We start from the raw sequence: 22,235 nt of genomic DNA on the forward strand, positions 1-22,235 counted from the left end.
CATGCATCGATTGCTTATCCCGCTTCTGACATTTGCTCTCTGCATCCCAGCACAGGCCGACGTCATCCGCATTCCAATCGGCCAACAAGGTCAAACCCAACAGCCTTTGCCCAATCGCGGCGACGCCAAGAACCAGGTACTTGAGCGCTTCGGTCTTGCCGATGAAGAGCATCCTGCTGTTGGTCAACCGCCTATCACGCGCTGGGATTATCGTGAGTTTTCGGTTTACTTCGAAGATAACCGGGTGATCGACAGTGTTTTGCACCACCAACGTCTCACTCCAGCACAGCGAGATAAACAACCGTGACATTGATCTATGGCCATCGTGGCGCAAAAGGTGAAGCTCCGGAAAACACCTTGGTCGGCTTCCAGCGATGCCTCGCCCATGGCGTGCGCCGCTGCGAGCTGGATCTTCATTTGTCCAAAGACGGCGAATTGATGGTCATCCATGACCCGACACTCAAACGCACCACGGGACGACGCGGCAAGGTCGTCGAGCACGACGCTGAAGACCTGATTCGTTACGACGCGCGCAGTGGCGGACCAGGCTGGAAACAACCCTGCCCTATCCCGCGCTTGTCGGAATTGTTCGAGAAATGCGATTTCGAGCACTGGCAACTGGAAGTCAAAAGCGCATCGAGGGTTCGCGCCGCGCGCTCGGTGCTCGCAATCAAAGAGCTGGCCGAGCGTTATGGCCTGCTTGATCGGATCACCGTCACATCCGGATCACGGGAAGTGTTGCGGGCCCTGAAGCGCCTGACCCCGGAAATATCGTGCGGACTGGTCGCCGAATACGCCTGGCTCGACCCCTTGAAAGTGGCCAAGCAATACGGCTGCGAGCTGCTGGCGCTTAAGTGGACGTTGTGCACGCCCGAGCGGATAGCCAAAGCCCGCCAGCAAGGGCTGCACGTTTCGGTATGGACAGTGAACGAACCGGCGCTGATGCGTCGGCTCGCGGATTTCGGCGTCGACAGCCTAATCACCGATTACCCTGGCCTCGCCGTCACCACGCTGCGCAACACATGAACTGAAGAGGACCGCCATGCCCGGCGGTCCTCGTTCCTGCCCTCAAAAGCTTTCCCGATTCGGCCAGCGCCAGTTCCGGGTATCTTCTCCAACCGGCTCAGGCCACCGGTCGGAGCCGCTCAAAAAAGCCGGTTTAGCCCGTCAAACGCAGCGACGCGATAGGCTTCGGCCATGGTTGGGTAGTTGAAGGTGGTATTGATGAAATACTTGAGCGTATTCGCCTCACCCGGCTGGTTCATGATCGCCTGACCGATGTGCACGATTTCCGATGCCTGATAGCCGAAGCAATGCACGCCGAGCACCGCCAGCGTTTCTCGATGGAAAAGGATTTTCAGCATACCTACTGGCTCGGCTGAAATCTGCGCTCGTGCCATTCCCTTGAAGAACGCTTTGCCCACTTCGTAGGGAACCTTCGCCTCCGTGAGTTCGCGCTCGTTCTTGCCGATCGAACTGATCTCCGGAATCGTGTAGATACCGGTCGGCACATCGTCGACGAAGCGCCAGCTGTCGTTTTCGACGATGCTCCCGGCTGCCGAACGGCCTTGGTCATAGGCCGCACTGGCCAGCGATGGCCAACCAATCACATCGCCCGCTGCGTAGATATTGCCGACATCGGTACGGTAATGCTCGTCCACCTTGATCTGCCCGCGGCTATTGACCTTGAGACCGATGTTTTCCAGGGCGAGCTTGTCGGTGTTACCGGTCCGCCCGTTACACCAGAGAAAGGCGTCCGCCTTGATCTTCTTGCCCGATTTCAGATGCAGGATGACGCCGTTGTCGACTCCTTCGACACGCTCGTACTCTTCTTTATGACGAATCAATACGTTGTTGTTGCGCAGGTGATAGCTGAGCGCATCGGAGATCTCGTCATCGAGGAAGCTGAGCAACTGATCTCGGTTGTCGATCAGGTCGACCAGCACGCCGAGACCGCTGAAAATCGACGCGTACTCCGAACCGATCACCCCGGCTCCGTAGATGATCAAGCGGCGTGGCGTGTGGCTTAGGGTCAGAATGGTATCGCTGTCATATATGCGAGGATGCGAGAAATCGACGTCGGCAGGGCGATAAGGGCGCGAGCCGGTCGCAATGATGAATTGATTGGCCACCAGCGTTTCAACCATGCCGTTGGCACTGACCACTTCGACGGTCTGCTCGTCGGCAAAACTCGCAGTGCCGAAGAAAATGTCGATACGGTTGCGAGCGTAATAGCCGGTACGCGAGGTGACCTGCTTGGCGATTACGCTTTCGGCGCTCTTCAGTACATCGGGAAACGAAAACCAGCGCGGCTCACCGATCTGGCGGAACAACGGGTTGGTGTTGTACTGCATGATCTGGCGCACCGAATGGCGCAGCGCTTTGGACGGGATGGTACCCAGATGAGTGGAGTTGCCGCCCACATGCGGCCTGCTATCGACCACGGCTACCTTACGTCCAGCCTTGACCGCGTTCATTGCAGCGCCTTCGCCGGCAGGGCCCGAGCCCAATACCACCACATCGTAATTGTAGACAGCCATATTCACCCCTGAACACGCAGCAGGCAGCCCTGCCGCCGTTAACAAATTCGGTTGGTCTGGGCGAATCGCCATCGCTGGCGTACCGCCCTGGACCTTACGCCGATAAATCCAAGCGGCATCGGCGCTGCAGCATGCAAGACTCGGGTCGGCGGCCAACGCAGCCGACCACGCCACAGCCGGGGTCAGCGTTTGGTCGCGTCGTACGCGAGATCTGCTTTTTCACCCTGGCTCGCCTGCGCAGTTACTTCTTCGCACTTCTCGCGGCTACCGCCGCAGATCGAGCACTCTTTTTCGATGCCAAGATTGGCGATGCCCCCGCAGGAACCGGCGATGGGCTTACGCCCCATGATCACGCCGATGGACATGCCGAACACGACCAACAGCATGACGAGAAAAACGATTAACCAAGTCATTACTCTGCTCCCGCACCGAATAACTCATCGAAGGCCCCGGTGCTTCTGCTTACGAATTCCTGTCCCTCGCGGATGACGAAAAACGCTGCGATATTTCGCTCTGTCGCATACGCCATTCCCCGCTCGGGACCCATTACCATGAGCACAGTAGACAATCCGTCAGCCCTTAATGTCGAGGGATCGACCACCGTCACAGCCGCCAGATGGTGAACGATAGGGGCGCCGGTTTGCGGATCGAGCGTGTGTGAATAACGTTTGCCGTCACGCTCGAAATAGTTGCGGTAATCACCGGAGGTAGAAACGGCAAAGCCATCCAGTTCGATGATTCGTTGCGCAACCCGCTCGTTATCCCGTGGCGCTTCGATAGCGACGCGCCAGGGCGCCCCATCCGGCTTGCGGCCCCGCGCCTTGAGCTCCCCGGTGATCTCTACCAGATAACTGTTGACGCCTGATGCCTCGAGCGCTGCCGCGACCTGATCAACCGCGTAGCCGGCGGCAATACTGTTGAAGTCGACTTGGACAGCCCTGTCCTTGCAAAGCTGCTCGCCCTCTACCCGGACATAATGCTGGCCGACATTTTGCCGAGCCGTGGCAATTTCTTCAGCAGACGGCACCCGCTCGCCTCGCCCCTGCGGACCAAATCCCCAGAGGTTAAGTAGCGGTTCGATGGTCAGATCCAGCGCACCGTCGCTTTCGTCTGAAAGCTGCTGCCCCGCCAGGATCAGCTCGCGCACGCCGTCGGGCATGTTCGTGCATTCGCCTGCAGGCAAAGCATTGAACATTTCGATATCCGAATCGACCCGGTAGGTCGACAGTTGCCTGTCGATCTCGGCGAGTATCGACTCGGTCTCGCGCTGTAGCTGCTCCTTGTCGGCTGCCTCGCGCCCCGCCACGTACTTGACCATGTAGGTGCTGCCCATGGTCGGGCCACCGAAGCTTTCCACCTTGTCCTGAAACAGACAGCCCGTCAGGGCCGCCGCCAGGGCGGCAACGATGACGGGCCGAAAGAACGCATGGGCCATGCTAGCCGCCGAAGTCGTCGAGCAGAATGTTCTCCGGTTCGACGCCGAGATCGGTAAGCATCTTGATCACCGAGGCGTTCATCATTGGCGGGCCGCACATGTAGAACTCGCAATCCTCAGGCGCCGGGTGGTCCTTCAGATAGTTCTCGTACAACACGTTGTGAATGAAGCCGGTCGGGCCATTCCAGTTGTCTTCAGGCTGCGGATCGGACAATGCCAGATGCCACTCGAAGTTGTCATTCTCGGCCTGCAGCTGGTCATACTCTTCGACATAGAACGCTTCACGCATGGAACGTGCGCCGTACCAGAAGCTCATCTTGCGCTTGGACTTCAGGCGCTTGAGCTGGTCGAAAATGTGCGAACGCATCGGAGCCATGCCCGCGCCACCACCGATGAAGACCATCTCGGCGTCGGTATCCTTGGCGAAGAACTCACCGAACGGACCGTAAACGGTAACCTTGTCTCCCGGCTTCAAGCTGAACACCCAGGAAGACATCTTGCCTGGTGGCAGATCGTCTTTGCCTGGTGGCGGCGACGCAATACGGATGTTGAACTTAACCAGACCGACCTCTTCCGGGTAGTTCGCCATGGAATAGGCACGAATCACGGTTTCATCAACCTTCGACACATATTTCCACTGGTTGAACTTGTCCCAGTCACCGCGATATTCCTCCTGAATATCGAAGTCCTTGTACCGAACCTCATGCGGCGGACATTCCAGCTGCACGTAACCACCGGCACGGAAGTCGACGTTTTCGCCTTCCGGCAGCTTCAGGGTCAGCTCCTTGATGAAGGTCGCCACGTTCGGGTTGGACAGCACGGTGCATTCCCACTTTTTCACACCGAACACTTCTTCTGGCACTTCGATCTTCATGTCCGCCTTGACCGGAGTCTGGCAGGACAGGCGCCAGCCTTCGCCCGCTTCACGACGGGTGAAATGCGACTCTTCAGTGGGCAGCATCTCGCCGCCGCCGCTCTCGACGATGCACTTGCACTGCGCGCAGGTACCGCCACCGCCGCAAGCGGACGAAAGAAAGATGTTGTTAGCAGCCAGGGTTTGCAGCAGCTTGCCGCCCGCAGGGACGGTAATGGTGCGTTCGCCGTTGATCTCGATGCTCACATCGCCACTGGAAACCAGCTTGGCGCGCGCCGCGAGGATGATTACCACCAGCGCAAGCACGATGGCGGTAAACATACCGATGGCGAGGAAAATTTCGTAACTCATCAGTTCATCCCGTCCTTACAGCTGTACGCCAGAGAAAGACATGAAGCCCAGCGACATCAGTCCGATGGTGATGAAGGTGATACCCAGGCCCTGCAGACCATCCGGCACATCGCTGTATTTGAGCTTCTCGCGAATACCGGCCAGCAACGCGATGGCCAGCGCCCAGGACAGACCCGAGCCGACGCCATAGACAGTACTTTCCGCCAGGTTGTAATCACGTTCGACCATGAACAGCGTGCCGCCCATGATGGCGCAGTTCACAGTGATCAGCGGCAAGAACACACCCAGCGCGTTGTAGAGGCTGGGCACGTACTTATCGAGGGTCATCTCGAGAATCTGAACGATGGCTGCGATCACGCCGATGTAGCTGAGCAGCCCAAGGAAGCTCAGATCGACCTCAGGCAAACCGGCCCAGGACAGCGCACCCGCCTTGAGCAGGTAGGTGTAGATCAGATTGTTGGCCGGAACGGTGATGGTCTGGACCACGATGACCGCGATACCCAAACCGATCGCCGTTTCCACCTTCTTCGAGATCGCGATGAAGGTACACATGCCGAGGAAGAACGCCAGCGCCATGTTTTCGATGAACACAGCGCGGACGAACAGGCTGAGGTAGTGCTCCATTAGTAAGCCTCCTTGTTCGAGACTTGCGGCGCCATCTTAAAGGACGGCTTCTCGACCTGCTCTTTCTTCCAGGCGCGGATACCCCAGATGAACAGGCCGATCAGGAAAAACGCAGAAGGCGGAAGTAGCATCATGCCGTTGGGCAGGTACCAGCCACCGTCGTTGACGACCGGAAGAATGGTGTAGCCCATCAGCTTGCCAGCACCGAACAGCTCGCGAATGATGCCGAGGGCAATCAACATGGCGCTGTAGCCGAGCCCGTTGCCTAGGCCATCGAAGAACGACAGCATGGGCGGGTTCTGCATGGCGAATGCTTCGGCGCGTCCCATCACGATGCAGTTGGTGATGATCAGACCGACGAATACCGATAGCTGTTTGGACAGGGAAAAGGCGTAGGCCTTGAGCACCTGATCAACCAGAATCACCAGTGAGGCGATGATCACCATCTGCACGATCATGCGGATCGAGCCTGGAATCTGGCTGCGAATCATCGAGATGAACAGATTGGAAAACGCCACCACCAGCGTCAGTGCAACGGACATGACCAGCGCGGTCTTAAGGTTGGAGGTGACTGCCAGCGCCGAACAGATTCCAAGAATCTGCAAGCCGATGGGGTTGTTATTAAAGACCGGATTGAACAGGACTTCTTTGATAGTAGGTTGCGACATGGTCAAGCCTCCCCAGCGCGCAGGTTAGCGATAAATGGACCGAATCCGTTCTCGCCCAGCCAGAAGTGCAGCAGGTTGTTCACCCCGTTGCTGGTCAGGGTCGCGCCAGCCAGCGCGTCGACCTGATGGTCGGCTCGCGGACTTTGCGGATCGACGCCGCCTTTGACCACCTGGATGGCCAGCTTGCCGTTCTCGCTGAACAGCTCTTTGCCCTGCCACAGGCCACGCCATTTGGGATTGTCCACCTCGCCGCCGAGACCGGGAGTCTCGCCATGCTGATAGAAGCCCAGCCCTTCGACGGTGTTGAGATCGCCCTTGACGGCGATGAAGCCGTACAGCGTCGACCACAGCCCGTAGCCACGGACCGGCATGATCAGCGTAGCGACCTCGCCATTCTCCTCGACGGTGTAAACGACGCTGTAGCGCTCGCGACGCTTGATCGAAGCGATATCCTCATCACCCGAGAGCGCTTGCGAAAGCTCCGGGTCCTTGGCTGCAACCAGCGGATCGAAAGTGTTCGGATCGAACTCATCGCTGTACTCGCCTGTTTCCAGGTTGACCAGCTTCGCGACGATACGGTCCTTGTAGAGGGCCTTCACCTGGTTGCCAGACATGCCTGGCTCACCCAGACCGGCAATCGCCAGGATGCTACGCTGCTTATCCAGCTGACGATTTTCCAGCTGCGTCGGGCGAAGCGCCACGGCCGCACCCGCAACGAACACCGAGCAGACCAGGCAGACCAACAAGGCCACGACCAGTGTGCGAACGGTGGATTCTTTTTGACTAGACATTACGTGCCAGCCTCCGCTTGATGTTGGCCTGAACGACAAAGTGGTCAATCAACGGTGCGCACAGGTTGGCGAACAGAATCGCCAGCATCATGCCCTCCGGAAATGCCGGGTTCACCACCCGGATCAAGACCACCATCAGTCCAATAAGAACGCCGAAGACCCATTTGCCCGTATTGGTCATCGACGCAGAAACCGGGTCGGTCGCCATGAAAATCAGGCCGAAGGCGAAACCGCCCACCACCATGTGCCAGTACCAAGGCATGGCGAACATCGGATTGCTGTCCGAGCCGATCAGGTTGAACAGATAGCTCAGTGCAATCATGCCCACCATCACGCCGCTGACGATCCGCCAGGATGCGATCTTGGTCATCAACAGCACAGCTCCACCAATGAAGATGGCCAGCGTACTGGTTTCGCCGATCGAGCCGTGAATGGTACCGATGAAGGCATCCATCCAAGTGATACCGCTGCCGATCACATTCTCCATACCGCCGGCAAAGCTCAGGCTGAGCGCCGTTGCGCTGGAGAATCCATCCACTGCTGTCCATACGGCATCACCGGACATCTGGGCCGGGTAGGCGAAGAACAGGAAGGCACGACCGGTGAGCGCAGGGTTGAGGAAGTTCTTGCCGGTACCGCCGAAGATTTCCTTGCCGATCACAATACCGAAGCTGATACCCAGCGCGACCTGCCACAGCGGAATGCTGGGCGGCAGAATCAGGGCAAACAGCACCGATGTGACGAAGAATCCTTCGTTGACCTCGTGCTTGCGGATCGAGGCGAACAATACTTCCCAGAAACCGCCCACGATGAAGGTCACCGCGTAGACAGGGATGAAGTAGGCCGCGCCCTGGATGAAGTTATCCCACAGGCTGTTCGGATCGAAGCCGGCCAGCGCGCTGACCAACGCCAGTCGCCAACCTTCTTGCGAAGCAAGCAGATCCGGGCTCTGTGCGTAGATCAGGTTGGCCTGGTAGCCGGTATTCCACATGCCGAAAAACATCGCCGGGAAAGTGCACAGCCAGACCGTGATCATCATCCGCTTGAGGTCGATACCGTCACGCACGTGAGCGGTGGTCTTGGTTACGCTACCGGGACGATAAAGGAAGGTGTCTGCGGCTTCGTAGAGTGCATACCACTTCTCGTACTTGCCGCCCTTCTCGAAATTGTGCTCGATCTTGTCGAGGAATTCGCGAATGCCCATTCCTTACCCCTCCTTCTCAATGCGAGTCAGGTTGTCCCGCAGGATCGGGCCGTATTCGTATTTGCCGGCACAGACGTAGGTGCACAGCGCCAGATCCTCTTCATCCAGCTCGAGGCAGCCAAGCTTCTGCGCAACTTCGGTGTCGCCAACGATCAAGGAACGCAGCAGTTGAGTTGGCAACACGTCAAGCGGCATGACCTCCTCGTAGTTACCGACTGGCACCATGGCGCGGGGACTGCCATTGGTGGATGTAGAAAAGGCGAACTTCTTACCGCCCATCAGCTTGGAGATGTAGATATTGAGGATCGAGTGCTTGTCGCTACCGGCACGCAGGTAATGCAACATCTCGCGCTCTTTGCCCTCACGCAGGCAGGAAACCTGCTGGTGATACCGGCCCAGGTAGGCGAAGGCGCCATGCGCCGTACGACCACCCAATACCGAACCGGAAACGACGCGATTGGCGCCCGGCTGCAGCTCACCGGCCGTCAGCTCGTCGAGGCTGGCGCCTAGACGAGTACGTACCAGACGCGGATTTTCCACCACGGGACCGGCAAGTGACACCACGCGCTCGACCGACAGACGGCCACTGGTGAACAGCGCGCCAACGGCGATCACGTCCTGGTAGCCGATGGTCCAGACACTTTTGCTGGCGCTGACCGGATCGAGAAAATGGATGTGCGTACCGGCCAAACCCGCCGGATGAGGTCCGGCGAAACTCTCGATTTTCACCTTGGCGAGCTGCTCGCCTGGTAGCGAGGCGCCCTCGGCTTTGCACAGGAACAGCTTGCCTAGATTGCCGAGCACCTTCAGGCCCGCTTCGAAGTCAGCGGCACGCTCAGCGATGATGATGGTAGGGTCCGCCGCCAGCGGATGGGTATCCATCGCTGTGACGAAAATGGAGCTGGGTACCGCATCGATGGCCGGGACTTTGCTGTAAGGGCGCGTACGCAGCGCGGTCCAAAGACCTGATTGCTGCAGATTCTCGCGAACCTGGGCATCGCTTAGCCCTTCGAGTTCAGCGGACGCGTACTGGCTGAACATCACCTCTTCCGCTCCGTCGAGATCAACGACCACCGACTGAAGGACGCGCTTTTCGCCGCGGTGGATGGCGCTGACGGTGCCAGCACCCGGCGCGGTGAAAACCACCCCTGGTGTCTTCTTGTCGGAGAACAAGACTTGCCCCAACTTGACCCGATCACCGACCTGGACCTCCATGGTCGGCTTCATGCCAGGGTAATCAAACCCTACGACGGCAACGCTTCGCACGGGCCTTCCAGCCTCGATACGCTGCGCCGGCGCACCTGCAATGGGCAAATCAAGCCCACGTTTTATATTGATCATCGGTTCGCTAACCACTGATTTAAAAGGCTTTTTTTACGAGCGCCGCGACTTCACTAAAGTCGAATTGCACGGCGCGCGCTGATAAGTTATCAGCGCGACGCTATGCCGCGGGCCCAGGTAGAAATCCGTCCGATTATAGAGGTCGCAAGCCGTGACTGACCACCCAGGGTCTTTCAATTTTTTGACTAGAGACAAGCGATTCGCCGTAACCAACTATTGACGCTGCCCATTCCGGGCCGAACAACTCCGCATATTTCCCGACGAAATGAAAAACGGGAGCCGAAGCTCCCGTTTCTTTGCACCCGATGCGTTAGCGCGGGAAGGCTGGCGGGTTCACGCCAGCCATATCTTCCATCACGCGGACTACCTGGCAGCTATAGCCGAACTCGTTGTCGTACCACACATACAGAACGACACGGTTGTCGCTGCAGATGGTCGCTTCGGCATCCACCACGCCTGCATGACGCGAACCGACGAAGTCCGTCGAAACCACTTCCTGCGAATTGACGAAGTCGATCTGCTTTTGCAGATCCGAATGCATGGCCATCTGGCGCAGGTATTCGTTGATCTCTTCGCGGGTCGTGGCCTTTTCCAGGTTCAGATTGAGAATGGCCATGGAAACGTTCGGCGTCGGCACCCGGATGGCGTTGCCCGTCAGCTTGCCTTTGAGCACCGGCAACGCCTTGGCAGCGGCAGTGGCGGCCCCGGTCTCGGTGATGACCATGTTCAGCGCAGCGCTACGACCGCGACGACTGCCCTTGTGGAAGTTATCGATCAGGTTCTGGTCGTTGGTGTAGGAGTGCACGGTCTCCACATGACCATTGACGATGCCGTACTGATCGTTAACCGCCTTGAGCACTGGCACGATGGCGTTGGTGGTACAGGAGGCTGCCGATACGATCTTGTCATCAGCGGTGATATCGCCATGGTTAATGCCATGCACGATGTTCTTCAGCTCGCCCTTGCCAGGCGCGGTCAGAACGACGCGCGCAACACCAGGGCACTTGAGATGCTGGCTGAGGCCTTCGGCATCACGCCACTTGCCGGTGTTGTCGACCAGCAGCGCGTTCTCGATGCCGTACTGGGTGTAATCCACCGAGGACGGGTCGTTCGAGTAGATCACCTGAATCAGGTTGCCGTTAGCTGTGATGGTGTTGTTTTCCGCATCGATGTGGATGGTGCCGTCGAACGGACCATGTACCGAATCACGACGCAGCAGACTGGCGCGCTTGACCAGGTCGTTCTCGGCGCCCTTGCGTACGACGATCGCCCGCAGGCGCAGGCCGTCGCCACCGCCGGTCTTCTCGATGAGGATGCGCGCCAGCAGGCGGCCGATACGACCGAAACCATAAAGCACGACGTCCGTGCCTTTGTGTACGCCCGAGGTATTGCGCTTGCCAGCCACTTCGGCCAGTTCGTCACGCACGAACTGATCGAGGGTTCGGCCATTGCCTTCGGCCTTGTACTTGGCAACGACTTTGCCCAGGTCGACCGAAGCGGCACCCAGATTCATGTCGCTCATAGTGGTAAGGATCTGGTGCGTCTCATGCACGCAGAGTTCGGCTTCGTCAGCCTGACGGTGACGTGCGAATCGATGCGCCTTGAGCAGCGCGATGACCGAGCGATTGATCAGGCCACGGCCATAGATGGAAGTCACCACGTTGTTGTTACGATACAGCTGACCAATCAGCGGAATCATCGCTTCGGCGAGGGCTTCTCGATCAATCCATTCACCAAGACACTGGTCGGGCTTCTGAGTCACGGGCAGTTCCTTCCAACATGTAGGGGCTGAGAAAAGGGGCTACATTATGCCGGCGCACCCTAGCGCCGGCAATCTGTGCAGCGGAAACACTGACAGCGTCCCGCGCAGATAGTTACAATCCGCGCGGTCCATTTTTTGACCGGAGCCACGCCCACTCGTGTCCGTATTGCGCCTTCCGCCCATGCCTGCCGCCAGCGGCAAGCAAACCTGGGGCAACCTTCCCGGAGCCGCGCTGAGCCTGGCCATTGCCGAAGCAGCCAGCAACGCAGAGCGTTTCACCCTTCTCCTCACTGCCGACAGCCAAAGCGCCGAACGCTTGCAGGAAGAACTCGCGTTCTTCGCCCCGACGCTACCGGTGCTGCATTTTCCCGACTGGGAAACACTGCCCTATGACGTCTTTTCGCCGCACCAGGACATCATTTCCCAGCGCATCGCAGCGCTCTATCAGCTTCCCGAGCTGACCCACGGCGTGCTGGTAGTCCCCATCACTACCGCGCTACACAGGCTCGCCCCAAAGCGCTTTCTGCTTGGCTCCAGCCTGGTGCTGGACGTCGGCCAGAAGCTCGACGTCGAACAGATGCGCATGCGCCTGGAAGCAGCCGGCTACCGCTGCGTCGATACCGTTTACGAGCATGGCGAGTTTGCCGTGCGTGGTGCGCTGATCGATCTGTTTCCTATGGGCAGCACGCTGCCCTATCGCATCGACCTGTTCGACGACGAGATCGAAACGTTGCGCACCTTCGATCCGGAAAATCAGCGCTCGATCGACAAGGTCGAGTCGATCCGCCTGCTGCCAGCGCGCGAGTTTCCGTTGAAAAAGGAGTCGGTCACCGGTTTCCGCGCGCGGTTTCGTGAACGCTTCGATGTCGATTTCCGCCGCTGCCCGGTCTATCAGGACCTGTCCACCGGGATCACACCAGCGGGCATCGAGTACTACCTGCCGCTGTTCTTCGACGAAACCTCGACGTTGTTCGACTACCTCCCAGAGGACACTCAGGTCTTCTCGCTGCCCGGAATCGAGCAAGCCGCCGAGCATTTCTGGAAGGACGTACGCAATCGCTACGAGGAACGCCGCGTCGATCCCGAGCGGCCTCTGCTGCCGCCCGCCGAGCTGTTCATGCCGGTCGAAGACTGCTTCGCCCATCTGAAATCCTGGCCACGAGTAGTGGCCAGTCAGGACGATGTCGAGACCGGTATCGGACGCGAGCGTTTCCCGGCCAGCCGCTTTCCTGAATTGGCGATAGACGCCAAGGCCAGCGAGCCGCTGGGGGCGCTGCGCCGCTTCCTCGACGAATTTCCTGGCCGTGTGTTGTTCACCGCTGAATCGGCTGGGCGCCGCGAGGTCCTGCTGGAACTGCTGGCACGGTTGAAACTACGCCCGCAGGAAGTCTCTGGCTGGCCGGAGTTCGTTGAAAGCCGAGAGCGGCTGGCGATCGCCATCGCCCCGCTGGACGACGGACTGTTGCTAGAAGACCCATCGCTGGCATTGATCGCGGAGAGCCCGCTGTTCGGCCAACGGATCATGCAACGGCGCCGCCGCGAAAAAGGTCGTGACGCCGGCGAGAACGTCATCAAGAACCTTACCGAGCTGCGTGAAGGCGCGCCGGTGGTCCATATCGACCATGGTGTCGGCCGCTATCAGGGACTGGTCACGCTGGAAATCGAAGGTCAGGCCGCCGAGTTCTTGATGCTGCAGTACGCCGAGGAAGCCAAGCTCTACGTGCCGGTATCCAGCCTGCATCTGATCGCGCGCTACACCGGCAGCGACGATGCGCTGGCGCCGTTGCATCGCCTGGGCTCGGAAACCTGGCAGAAGGCCAAGCGCAAGGCCGCCGAGCAGGTTCGCGATGTCGCCGCCGAGCTGCTCGATATCTACGCCCGCCGCGCCGCCCGCGAGGGGTACGCCTTCGAAGACCCGCAACTCGATTACGAAACATTCAGCGCTGGTTTCCCTTTCGAGGAAACGCCGGACCAACAAGCCGCCATCGAGGCCGTGCGCAGCGATATGCTGGCGCCCAAGCCCATGGACCGCCTAATCTGCGGCGACGTCGGCTTCGGCAAGACCGAAGTGGCCATGCGCGCCGCTTTCATTGCGGTGCACAGCGGTCGTCAGGTGGCCGTCCTGGTGCCCACCACCCTACTCGCCCAGCAGCACTACAACAGCTTTCGCGACCGCTTCGCCGATTGGCCGGTGCGCGTCGAGGTGATGAGCCGTTTCAAGTCCGCCAAGGAAATCCAAGGCGCGGTGCAAGAGCTGGCCGAAGGCAAGGTCGACATTCTCATCGGCACCCACAAACTGCTGCAGGACGACGTGAAGTTCACCAATCTGGGTCTCGTCATCATCGACGAAGAACACCGTTTCGGCGTGCGCCAGAAAGAACAGCTCAAGGCCCTGCGCAGCGAAGTGGACATCCTCACGCTCACCGCCACTCCAATTCCGCGCACCTTGAACATGGCGGTGGCCGGCATGCGCGACCTGTCGATCATCGCCACGCCGCCAGCGCGCCGCCTGTCGGTACGCACCTTCGTCATGGAGCAACAGAACTCGGTCATCAAGGAAGCACTGCTACGCGAGCTGCTGCGTGGCGGTCAGGTCTACTACCTGCACAACGACGTGAAGACCATCGAGAAATGCGCCGCTGACCTCGCCGAGCTGGTACCGGAAGCGCGTATCGGCGTGGGCCATGGACAGATGCGCGAGCGCGAGCTCGAACAGGTGATGGGCGATTTCTATCACAAACGCTTCAACGTGCTGATCGCCTCGACCATCATCGAAACCGGTATCGACGTGCCCAGCGCCAACACCATCATCATCGAACGCGCCGACAAGTTCGGCCTGGCCCAGCTGCATCAGCTGCGCGGACGCGTCGGACGCAGCCATCACCAGGCCTACGCCTATCTGCTGACGCCACCACGCAAGGCCATGACCCCCGACGCGGAAAAGCGCCTGGAAGCCATCGCCAACGCACAGGATCTCGGCGCAGGCTTCGTCCTCGCCACCCACGACCTGGAAATCCGCGGGGCCGGCGAGCTGCTCGGCGACGGCCAGAGCGGACAGATCCAGGCCGTCGGATTCACGCTTTATATGGAAATGCTCGAACGGGCAGTCAAGTCGATCCAGAAAGGCGAACAGCCCAACCTCGACCAACCGCTGGGAGGTGGCCCGGAAATCAATCTGCGCGTACCGGCGCTGATCCCCGAGGATTATCTGCCGGACGTCCACGCGCGCCTGATCCTCTACAAACGCATCGCCAACGCCACCGACGAGAACGGACTACGCGAGCTGCAGGTCGAAATGATTGATCGCTTCGGCCTGCTGCCCGAACCGGCCAAGCATCTGGTCAGGCTGACGCTGCTCAAGCTCCAGGCCGCCAGCCTCGGCATCACCAAGATCGACGCAGGGCCGCAGGGCGGGCGTATCGAGTTCGCCGCGGATACCAGCGTCGATCCGATGGTGCTGATCAAGCTGATCCAGAGCCAACCCAACCGCTACAAGTTCGAAGGCGCCACCATGTTCAAATTCCAGGTGCCGATGGAGCGGCCCGAAGAGCGCTTCAACACGCTTGAAGCCTTGCTCGAGCGACTGGCGGCGAACGGGTGAGGATGCAGTTCACGTGCAATTAACCCTAGGCGGCGCGCTGATTGATGTCCGGTAGTTTTCTGGCCCATCTGCCGCCGACCTGGCGGCTGGCATTTTCTGAAAACGCGCTCGCCCGCGGGATGCAATATGCCCACGAACGGCGCGTCAGGCTGCTGCGCGAGGATGCACGATTCGCCGAAGGCACCTGCCGTGGCGCAGGCGACAATCAATATCGGCAATCACTGCAGCTTTCGGGCAACGGCGGGCTCAGCTGCATCTGCAGTTGTCCGGTAGGCCTCAATTGCAAGCATGCGGCGGCGCTCATCCTCTATCTTGAGCATCAGGCCGACCACACAACATCGCCCGCAGCCGAAGAGCCACCTGACCAGCTTCCAGGCACCGTGGAACACTGGTTATCCCAACTTCCGCGGGCGCTGGGCGAGCCCCAGACCGCTGGCGAGCAATGGTGTCTGCACTACCGGGTCACGCCGGGCGTTCACATCGAGGTCTACAAAGTACGACTGCGAAAGGATGGTTCCTTCGGCGAAAGGCAGCCCTATTACGGCGTACGCGAAGCCAGCTTTCGCCAACCACGCTTCATGCAGCCTCTGGATTTGCATATCGCGGCGCTCCTGGCATTGGGCCGCGGTGCCAGCCACGGATTCACGCTCAGCGGCGAAAACGGCGGCGAGGCTCTGCGCCTGATTCTGGAAACTGGCCGTGCGTATCTCGACTGGGCCCGTCCACCGCTGCAGTTTGGCCTGTCTCGCCAGGCGCGCTTCAACTGGACGCAGCAATCCGATGGATCCTTCCAGCCAACGCTGGACATGAACGACCCCGCAGAGGAACTACTCTCCACCGTCGATCCGCTGTACTACCTCGACGAACGGCGAAACGAAGTCGGTCTGATCGATCATGGATTGACGCCGGCCTTGGCCCGTCATCTACTCGCCGCCCCCTCGGTTCCGTCAGCCAAGGCCGCCTTGTTCAGCCTGTCGCTCAATGAAATCGCCCCGCAGCTTCCAGCGCCTGCCAAAGCGCAAGAACAGCGGATTGACGATGTTATGCCCATCGCCCAGCTCGCCCTGGGCAGCCATCATGCGGTCAATTACCAGCCGAGCAGCGGGCGCATGGTGAATGAGCATCAGCACCGCGCGGGGCTCAGTTTCGTCTACGGTAAAACCAGCGTGCACGGCAACGCCAAAGCCGAGCAGCGCATCCGTCAGACCGAAGGCGAACGGGTGCTCAGCATGGCTCGCCAACCCGCCGCGGAACAGGCGCTACGCCAGCAATTGAAGCAGCTGGGCTTTCGTCCGTCGTTGCGACAAAGCCTGGCCTTGCCGAAGGATTCGGCGGAGATGTACGACCTGCCCAGCGAAACCGCCTGGCTGCATTTCGTCCAGCAACAGTTGCCGCAGCTGCGCGAACAGGGCTGGCGGATCGTCATGCAACCCGGCTTCGCGTATGACCTGACGCCTGTAGACGCCTGGTACGTCGAAGTCGACGAGCCGCCGGAGCACAGCTGGTTCGATCTGGAACTCGGCATTATCGTGGAAGGCGAACGCATCAGCCTGTTGCCGGTCCTGCTCGGCCTGATCCGCAGAAACCCGGCGCTGCTGTCCCAGCAGGCCTTGGCTCGGCGCGCCGACGACGAAACCCTTCGCGTACAGCTAGACAAGCGCCGCGGGGACGATGACCGCCCCTTGCAAGTGCTGCTGCCATTTGGCCGTCTGAAAACCATCATGGCCACCCTCGCCGAACTGTACCTTCGCGACGACCAGCCAAGCGCCGACACGCTTCGTCTGGGACGCGCCGATGCGGCACGACTGGCGCAACTGGATGCGCTCTCCCCGCACTGGCATGGCGGCGAGCTGATGCGCGAGTTCGCCCAACGTCTGCGCGACTATCGCCAGCAAGCGGTCAGCGCTCCGACCGGTCTGAATGCGCAGTTGCGGCCCTATCAGCTGGAGGGTCTGCGCTGGATGCAGACGCTACGCAGCCTCGAGGTCGGCGGCATCCTCGGCGACGACATGGGACTGGGCAAGACACTGCAAACCCTGGCTCATCTTCTTTTGGAAAAAGAGGCAGGCCGCCTCGATCGGCCCTGCCTGGTGGTCATGCCCACCAGCCTCATCCCCAACTGGCAAGACGAGGCAGCTCGCTTCGCCCCTGCCCTGAAAGTGGTCACACTGCACGGTTCGTCACGCCAGCAGCATTACGAACACCTGGCCGAATACGACGTTTTGTTCACTACCTATGCGCTGCTGCCCAGGGATATCGACCGACTCGTCGAACTGCCCTTGCACATCTTGGTGCTCGATGAAGCGCAGAACATCAAGAACGCCAGCAGCAAAGCCGCCCAGGCTGCCGGACGCCTGAATGCCCGGCAGCGCCTTTGTCTCACCGGCACGCCTCTGGAAAACCACCTGGGCGAGTTATGGTCGCTGTTCCACTTCCTCATGCCCGGCTGGCTGGGCGATGCAAAGCGATTCAACCGCGATTACCGCAACCCTATCGAAAAAAACGGCGACACCGATCGGCTGCAGCACCTCACGACACGGATCAAGCCATTCCTGTTGCGACGGCGCAAGGAACAGGTGGCGCGGGAGCTGCCTGCCAAGAATGAAATCCTGCATTGGGTAGAACTGAACGCAGCCCAGCGCGACCTCTATGAAACCGTACGGTTGGCGATGGACAGCAAGGTTCGCGACGAGATCGACCGCAAAGGGTTGGCACGCAGCCAGATCGTCATTCTCGATGCGTTGCTCAAGCTGCGCCAGGTTTGCTGCGATCTGCGTCTGGTCAAGAGCGACGCCGCCAAGCCGACCCGCGGAAGCAGTTCGGGCAAACTCGACAGCCTGATGGAAATGCTCACCGAGCTGTTGGCAGAGGGACGTCGCATCCTGCTGTTTTCACAGTTCACCTCGATGCTCGCGCTGATCGAAGAAGAGCTCCGCAGCCGCGCCATCGACTACGTTCAGATCACCGGCGACACCAAAGACCGGCGCGCGCCGGTGCGGCGCTTCCAGAGCGGCGAGGTACCCCTGTTTCTGATCAGCCTCAAGGCCGGCGGCACAGGGCTGAACCTGACCGCCGCCGACACCGTGATCCATTACGATCCCTGGTGGAATCCCGCGGCGGAAAACCAGGCCACCGACCGCGCCCATCGTATCGGCCAGGAAAAGCCTGTGTTCGTCTACAAACTGATTGCGCGCGCCACGGTGGAAGAAAAGATCCAGCAGTTGCAGCAACACAAGGCCGACCTGGCGGCCGGAGTGCTGGATGCCGGCTATCGTGGTGACTGGCAGTTGGAGCCGAGTGATATCGAAGCACTGTTCGCGCCGCTACCCTAGCGCAAGGAATATCGACGATGCGACGACTGGCAATCCCCACCGATTTCGATCGGGTCTATGACATCTACATGCACGAAGCGGTGGTGCCGTTTCTGGGCTTCGACCCGATGCCTCGGGAGGCTTTCGGCAAAGTTTTCGAGCCATTGTTCGAAAGTGGCTGTTTCTATGTCTACGAGGCGGATGGCCAGGTGCAGGGGTTCTACAAAGCACAACGGCACGTTGGCCGCGCGGCGCACGTCGCTTATCTGGGAACCCTGGCGGTGGCACCGGAAGCACAGGGCAGCGGCATCGCCGGCGCGATGATGGGCGATGCCCTCGCCCACCTGCGCAAAGCCGGCATCACTCGCGTAGAGCTCACGGTGGAAGCCGACAATCCGCGCGCCATCGCCTTTTATGAACGCATTGGATTCGTTCTCGAAGGCGTCCAGCGGGCGGCATACAAACGCGCCTGTGACGACCGCTATGTCGATGAACTGATGTATGGATTGCTGCTGAACGCAGAATGAATCGCCACAAATCGAAGCGGCGCCAGGCGGTCCCGAATCGCCCGGCGCCGCGCCGTGCGATCAGCCTTTCAGCTTGACCGCGGTCTGAGCGACCAGCTCGCCCTGATAACGGGCGATGGTCAGCTCCTTCTGGGACGGCTGACGCGAGCCGTCGCCGCCGGCGATGGTCGAAGCCCCGTAAGGCGTGCCGCCGTTGACCGCGGAAATGTCGAAGAACTCGCCGATGCCGTAGCCTGTCGGCACGATGATCATCCCGTGGTGCGCCAGCGTGGTCCAGGTCGAGGTGATGGTCATCTCCTGCCCGCCACCGGTCCCGGTGGAGGTGAATACGCTGGCCACCTTGCCATGCAGCGCGCCCTTGGCCCAGAGGCCCCCGGTCTGGTCGAGGAAGTTGCGCATCTGCCCGGACATGTTGCCGAAGCGGGTTGGCGTGCCGAAGATGATGGCATCGTAATCGGGCAGTTCGGCCGGGCTGGCGACCGGCGCGGCCTGATCGACCTTGCCGCCGGCGTTCTTGAAGGCGTCCGCCGGCATGGTCTCCGGCACGCGCTTGATGGTCACCTCGACACCCTCGACGCGGCGTGCGCCTTCGGCGACGGCGTTGGCCATGGTTTCGATGTGGCCGTACATCGAGTGATAGAGCACAAGAATCTTCGCCATCTGTATTTCCTCTTCCTGGTTGGTGTTCCGGTTCTTTGCGTCTTACCGGACGCTCAGCATGACTGGGTCGTCTTCCAGACACGCCTGCCAGCCGCGCCCCGGTATTCGGCAACCTGTCCGATGGAAAGTGTCGCGGCACAGACGCACATCGACCCGGGGCGACATGACGCGCCAGTAAACAAGCCGATCTTCCATTGGATTGCTGCGTGCTTGGGTAGATTATTCCGCACGAATCAATCGATAAATCGGATATAACCGCCGCGGGACGTCAGGCAAGAAACCCCAATACGTCCTCCAGCAGCAACTCAGGCACTTCTTCTGGAAGGTAATGACCGGCCGGCAACGCCCTGCCCTCTACATCCACCGCCACTGCCCGCCACTCCTTCAGCGGATCGAAACAGCGCTGGATGACGCCCCTCGAACCCCAGAGCACCAGCAACGGTGCCTGGATCATTCGGCCGGCGGCGCGGTCCTCGCGGTCATGCTCGAGATCGATGCCAGCGCTGGCCCGATAGTCTTCGCAAAAGGCGTGAATGGTGCCGGGCAGCTTCATGCAGCGCAGATATTCGGCGTAAGCCGCGTCGCTGAATGGATGGACATGGTCGGCACGCGTGGCCACGGCGCTGCGCAGGATCAGTTCGGGATCAGCCTCGAGCAACGTTTCCGGCAACGGTGCTGGACGAATCAGAAAGAACCAGTGCCAATAAGCCCGAGCAAAGGTTTCGTCGGTCTGACTGTACATCGCCAGGGTCGGTGCGATGTCGAGCAGGATCAGTCGCCGAACCGCTTGTGGATGGTCCATCGCCAGACGGTGGCTGACCCTCGCACCGCGGTCATGAGCCAGAATGTCGAAGCGCTCGAAACCCAGCTTGCCCATCAGCTCGACTTGGTCGCGGGCCATCTCGCGCTTGCTGTAGGCAATGTGATATTCGCCGCCGTCGGGCTTGCTGCTGTCGCCATAGCCTCGCAGGTCGGCAGCCACCACGGTGAATCGCGCAGCCAGCTCGTCAGCGATCTCGTGCCAAATAACATGGGTTTGCGGGTAACCGTGCAGCAGCAGCAACGGCGGACCTGAGCCGCCCTTGCGATAGTTGATCCTCACACCGTTGACGTCGCATTCGCCGCGCTGGAAGTGCTCGAACATCGGACCGCTCCTGCAGGAAAAATCTTAAGCCTAGGCGCAGGCGGCGCGTTCGCAACGGAGCATTGCAACAGACCTGCAGTACCGATCGGGTTACGGGCCCGAGGTGCCAGCAGGCTCAGCCGAGCGCCAGCGGCAGAAACAGCGCGATAAGAATACCCAGCAGGCTCATCCCCAACGCGGCGAACGCCCCGCACTCGTCACCCTCTTCCAGCGCCCGCGCCGTGCCAATGGCGTGGGCATTGATGCCGTAACTCAACCCACGGGCCGCCGGGTGATCGACGCCGGCCCAGCCCAGCAGCAGCGGCGCCAGCGCCGTTCCGATCACACCGGTGAGCATCACGAATACCGCGGCTAGTGAAGCCAGGCCGCCAATCTGCTCGGCCACCAGCATGGCGATCGGCATGGTTGCGGCCTTGGGCGACAAACTCATCAGTACGGAGAAGTCCGCTCCCAACGCCCCGGCGATCATCAGTGTCAGGACCACGCCCAGTACTCCACCGCTGACCAAAGTGATAAGGATCGGCCAGAACAATTGCTGGATACGCCGTATATGCCGGTACAACGGCACCGCCAGCGCCACAGTCGCAGGGCCGACCAGCACGGCAATCATCGAGGCATCGGCCCGGTAGCTCGCATAGTCGATTCCGCACAGATAGAGCGTGCCGACCACCAGCAGCATGCCGACCATGACCGGCTGCAGCACCAGCCAACCACTGCGCCGGTAAAGCGCAAGCGCCAGTTGGAACGCGATGAGGGTCAGCCCCACGGAAAACAGGGGGTGCTCCAGCGTCATTACCCAGACGCCGCGCCAGTCGACATCGCTCATGCCTGATCCTCCTGACGGCTATCCATACGCCTGATCAGCACCTGCATCAGCCAGCCGCAGAACGGCACGGTCACCGCGAGCGACAGAACCAGCCCGGCCGCGATGGCGGGCAGGTCGGCAAGCAGAGCATCGCTGCTGGTCATGATTCCCGCCGCCGGCACGATAAGCAGTAATGGCAGGTACTGCAGCAACAGCGCGGCGGTTTTCTCCAAGGGTTCCGGAATACCCCGTCTCAGAAGCAGTACGCCAAACAGCAGCACCATGCCGATGATCGGGCCGGGCAGCGCCGGCAACAACGAAAGGTGGATGACGCTGCCAAGCAGCTGCAGTACGACCAGCCAGGTCAGGCCTTTGAGAATCATTGGGGTCCTCGATGAACAACAGAAGGGAACGGGGATGATGCCGGGAACGGCGGCTCACGGCACGCTTTCGCAACGCCGTTTGGACTATCACCCGGCTGCGCCTCGACGAAACAGGTGCAGATCGGTCTGAAAAAGTCGGATCAGCGGCACAGTGCGCACTGTGACCTGAGGTCGCAGGCTCCGCTCATTCTTTTTACTCACCGGCGTTTTCGGC

The 22,235-nt window shown here is 60.3% G+C and carries 19 protein-coding genes; 5 read left to right on the forward strand and 14 right to left on the reverse strand.

All coding sequences use genetic code 11. The annotated features are described in order from the left end of the window. Position 1: 1 nt before the first annotated feature. Both MCB86_RS00685 and MCB86_RS00690 read left to right on the forward strand, forming a co-directional pair. Positions 2-307: a phosphodiesterase gene (locus MCB86_RS00685; RefSeq protein WP_239609086.1), complete on the forward strand. Its 306-nt coding sequence runs from the start codon at positions 2-4 to the stop codon at positions 305-307. After that, positions 304-1,026 carry a glycerophosphodiester phosphodiesterase gene (locus MCB86_RS00690; RefSeq protein ID WP_045162892.1) on the forward strand — a complete coding sequence of 241 codons (723 nt, stop codon included), beginning with the start codon at positions 304-306 and terminating at the stop codon, positions 1,024-1,026. Before MCB86_RS00685 ends, MCB86_RS00690 begins: the two co-directional genes overlap by 4 nt. A gap of 119 nt (positions 1,027-1,145) precedes the next feature. Here MCB86_RS00690 and sthA read toward each other — a convergent pair whose 3' ends face one another. From sthA to MCB86_RS00740, 10 genes are all read right to left on the reverse strand, one after another. Continuing rightward, positions 1,146-2,540, reverse strand: coding sequence for a Si-specific NAD(P)(+) transhydrogenase (sthA, locus tag MCB86_RS00695; protein ID WP_045162893.1), 1,395 nt, complete (start codon positions 2,538-2,540; stop codon positions 1,146-1,148). Between the two features lie 182 nt (positions 2,541-2,722). Next, positions 2,723-2,953, reverse strand: a complete 231-nt coding sequence (gene nqrM, locus MCB86_RS00700) for a (Na+)-NQR maturation NqrM (protein ID WP_045162894.1) — start codon at positions 2,951-2,953, stop codon at positions 2,723-2,725. After that, a complete protein-coding gene (locus tag MCB86_RS00705) occupies positions 2,953-3,975 on the reverse strand; it encodes an FAD:protein FMN transferase (RefSeq protein WP_239609089.1) in 1,023 nt (340 codons plus the stop codon). The genes nqrM and MCB86_RS00705 overlap by 1 nt, the downstream gene beginning before the upstream one ends. 1 nt (position 3,976) lies before the next feature. Further along, on the reverse strand, positions 3,977-5,203 hold the full coding sequence (nqrF, locus tag MCB86_RS00710) for an NADH:ubiquinone reductase (Na(+)-transporting) subunit F (protein ID WP_196298677.1): 1,227 nt from the start codon (positions 5,201-5,203) through the stop codon (positions 3,977-3,979). 12 nt (positions 5,204-5,215) lie between these two features. Next, the gene (gene nqrE, locus MCB86_RS00715; RefSeq protein WP_045162897.1) at positions 5,216-5,824 is read right to left on the reverse strand and encodes an NADH:ubiquinone reductase (Na(+)-transporting) subunit E; all 609 of its coding nucleotides are present in this window, start codon (positions 5,822-5,824) and stop codon (positions 5,216-5,218) included. Next, positions 5,824-6,498, reverse strand: coding sequence for an NADH:ubiquinone reductase (Na(+)-transporting) subunit D (locus MCB86_RS00720; protein ID WP_196298674.1), 675 nt, complete (start codon positions 6,496-6,498; stop codon positions 5,824-5,826). The genes nqrE and MCB86_RS00720 overlap by 1 nt, the downstream gene beginning before the upstream one ends. Continuing rightward, positions 6,495-7,283 carry a Na(+)-translocating NADH-quinone reductase subunit C gene (locus tag MCB86_RS00725; RefSeq protein WP_239609091.1) on the reverse strand — a complete coding sequence of 263 codons (789 nt, stop codon included), beginning with the start codon at positions 7,281-7,283 and terminating at the stop codon, positions 6,495-6,497. The genes MCB86_RS00720 and MCB86_RS00725 overlap by 4 nt, the downstream gene beginning before the upstream one ends. Further along, positions 7,276-8,487 (reverse strand): NADH:ubiquinone reductase (Na(+)-transporting) subunit B, encoded by a 1,212-nt coding sequence (locus MCB86_RS00730; RefSeq protein ID WP_239609093.1) that lies wholly within the window; start codon positions 8,485-8,487, stop codon positions 7,276-7,278. The genes MCB86_RS00725 and MCB86_RS00730 overlap by 8 nt, the downstream gene beginning before the upstream one ends. Before the next feature lie 3 nt (positions 8,488-8,490). Further along, entirely contained in the window at positions 8,491-9,828 is a 1,338-nt protein-coding gene (locus MCB86_RS00735; RefSeq protein ID WP_045162901.1) for a Na(+)-translocating NADH-quinone reductase subunit A, read from the reverse strand. Between the two features lie 310 nt (positions 9,829-10,138). Beyond that, positions 10,139-11,590, reverse strand: a complete 1,452-nt coding sequence (locus tag MCB86_RS00740; protein ID WP_045162902.1) for a glyceraldehyde-3-phosphate dehydrogenase — start codon at positions 11,588-11,590, stop codon at positions 10,139-10,141. 157 nt (positions 11,591-11,747) lie between these two features. Here MCB86_RS00740 and mfd point away from each other — a divergent pair, with 157 nt between their 5' ends. From mfd to MCB86_RS00755, 3 genes are read left to right on the forward strand one after another with little or no spacing between them, the layout of a single operon-like run. Next, positions 11,748-15,191 (forward strand): transcription-repair coupling factor, encoded by a 3,444-nt coding sequence (gene mfd / locus MCB86_RS00745; protein ID WP_045162903.1) that lies wholly within the window; start codon positions 11,748-11,750, stop codon positions 15,189-15,191. A 44-nt stretch (positions 15,192-15,235) separates the two neighbouring features. Further along, the gene (locus tag MCB86_RS00750) at positions 15,236-18,523 is read left to right on the forward strand and encodes a DEAD/DEAH box helicase (RefSeq protein WP_239609095.1); all 3,288 of its coding nucleotides are present in this window, start codon (positions 15,236-15,238) and stop codon (positions 18,521-18,523) included. A 17-nt stretch (positions 18,524-18,540) separates the two neighbouring features. Then, a complete protein-coding gene (locus MCB86_RS00755) occupies positions 18,541-19,029 on the forward strand; it encodes a GNAT family N-acetyltransferase (RefSeq protein ID WP_239609097.1) in 489 nt (162 codons plus the stop codon). A gap of 60 nt (positions 19,030-19,089) precedes the next feature. Here the strand turns inward: MCB86_RS00755 and wrbA are convergent, their stop codons facing one another. From wrbA to MCB86_RS00775, 4 genes are all read right to left on the reverse strand, one after another. Next, positions 19,090-19,689, reverse strand: a complete 600-nt coding sequence (gene wrbA, locus MCB86_RS00760) for an NAD(P)H:quinone oxidoreductase (RefSeq protein ID WP_045162905.1) — start codon at positions 19,687-19,689, stop codon at positions 19,090-19,092. A gap of 268 nt (positions 19,690-19,957) precedes the next feature. Next, positions 19,958-20,833, reverse strand: coding sequence for an alpha/beta hydrolase (locus tag MCB86_RS00765; protein ID WP_239609099.1), 876 nt, complete (start codon positions 20,831-20,833; stop codon positions 19,958-19,960). 115 nt (positions 20,834-20,948) lie between these two features. Next, positions 20,949-21,659, reverse strand: a complete 711-nt coding sequence (locus tag MCB86_RS00770) for an LrgB family protein (protein ID WP_045162907.1) — start codon at positions 21,657-21,659, stop codon at positions 20,949-20,951. Then, positions 21,656-22,021, reverse strand: a complete 366-nt coding sequence (locus MCB86_RS00775) for a CidA/LrgA family protein (RefSeq protein WP_045162908.1) — start codon at positions 22,019-22,021, stop codon at positions 21,656-21,658. Before MCB86_RS00775 ends, MCB86_RS00770 begins: the two co-directional genes overlap by 4 nt. Between the last annotated feature and the right edge of the window lie 214 nt (positions 22,022-22,235).

The sequence above is a fragment of the Pseudomonas sp. KSR10 genome (assembly GCF_022355455.1).
In the GTDB taxonomy this organism is placed as follows: Bacteria; Pseudomonadota; Gammaproteobacteria; order Pseudomonadales; family Pseudomonadaceae; genus Stutzerimonas; species Stutzerimonas stutzeri_E.

Excerpts from the sequence above, each read along its gene's own strand:
- nqrM (WP_045162894.1), bottom strand. The coding sequence starts at position 2,953 with ATGACTTGGTTAATCGTTTTTCTCGTCATGCTGTTGGTCGTGTTCGGC.
- MCB86_RS00685 (WP_239609086.1), top strand. The coding sequence starts at position 2 with ATGCATCGATTGCTTATCCCGCTTCTGACATTTGCTCTCTGCATCCCA.
- MCB86_RS00750 (WP_239609095.1), top strand. The coding sequence starts at position 15,236 with ATGTCCGGTAGTTTTCTGGCCCATCTGCCGCCGACCTGGCGGCTGGCA.
- MCB86_RS00765 (WP_239609099.1), bottom strand. The coding sequence starts at position 20,833 with ATGTTCGAGCACTTCCAGCGCGGCGAATGCGACGTCAACGGTGTGAGG.
- MCB86_RS00775 (WP_045162908.1), bottom strand. The coding sequence starts at position 22,021 with ATGATTCTCAAAGGCCTGACCTGGCTGGTCGTACTGCAGCTGCTTGGC.
- MCB86_RS00705 (WP_239609089.1), bottom strand. The coding sequence starts at position 3,975 with ATGGCCCATGCGTTCTTTCGGCCCGTCATCGTTGCCGCCCTGGCGGCG.
- MCB86_RS00730 (WP_239609093.1), bottom strand. The coding sequence starts at position 8,487 with ATGGGCATTCGCGAATTCCTCGACAAGATCGAGCACAATTTCGAGAAG.
- MCB86_RS00735 (WP_045162901.1), bottom strand. The coding sequence starts at position 9,828 with ATGATCAATATAAAACGTGGGCTTGATTTGCCCATTGCAGGTGCGCCG.
- MCB86_RS00755 (WP_239609097.1), top strand. The coding sequence starts at position 18,541 with ATGCGACGACTGGCAATCCCCACCGATTTCGATCGGGTCTATGACATC.
- nqrE (WP_045162897.1), bottom strand. The coding sequence starts at position 5,824 with ATGGAGCACTACCTCAGCCTGTTCGTCCGCGCTGTGTTCATCGAAAAC.
- MCB86_RS00770 (WP_045162907.1), bottom strand. The coding sequence starts at position 21,659 with ATGAGCGATGTCGACTGGCGCGGCGTCTGGGTAATGACGCTGGAGCAC.
- sthA (WP_045162893.1), bottom strand. The coding sequence starts at position 2,540 with ATGGCTGTCTACAATTACGATGTGGTGGTATTGGGCTCGGGCCCTGCC.
- wrbA (WP_045162905.1), bottom strand. The coding sequence starts at position 19,689 with ATGGCGAAGATTCTTGTGCTCTATCACTCGATGTACGGCCACATCGAA.
- MCB86_RS00725 (WP_239609091.1), bottom strand. The coding sequence starts at position 7,283 with ATGTCTAGTCAAAAAGAATCCACCGTTCGCACACTGGTCGTGGCCTTG.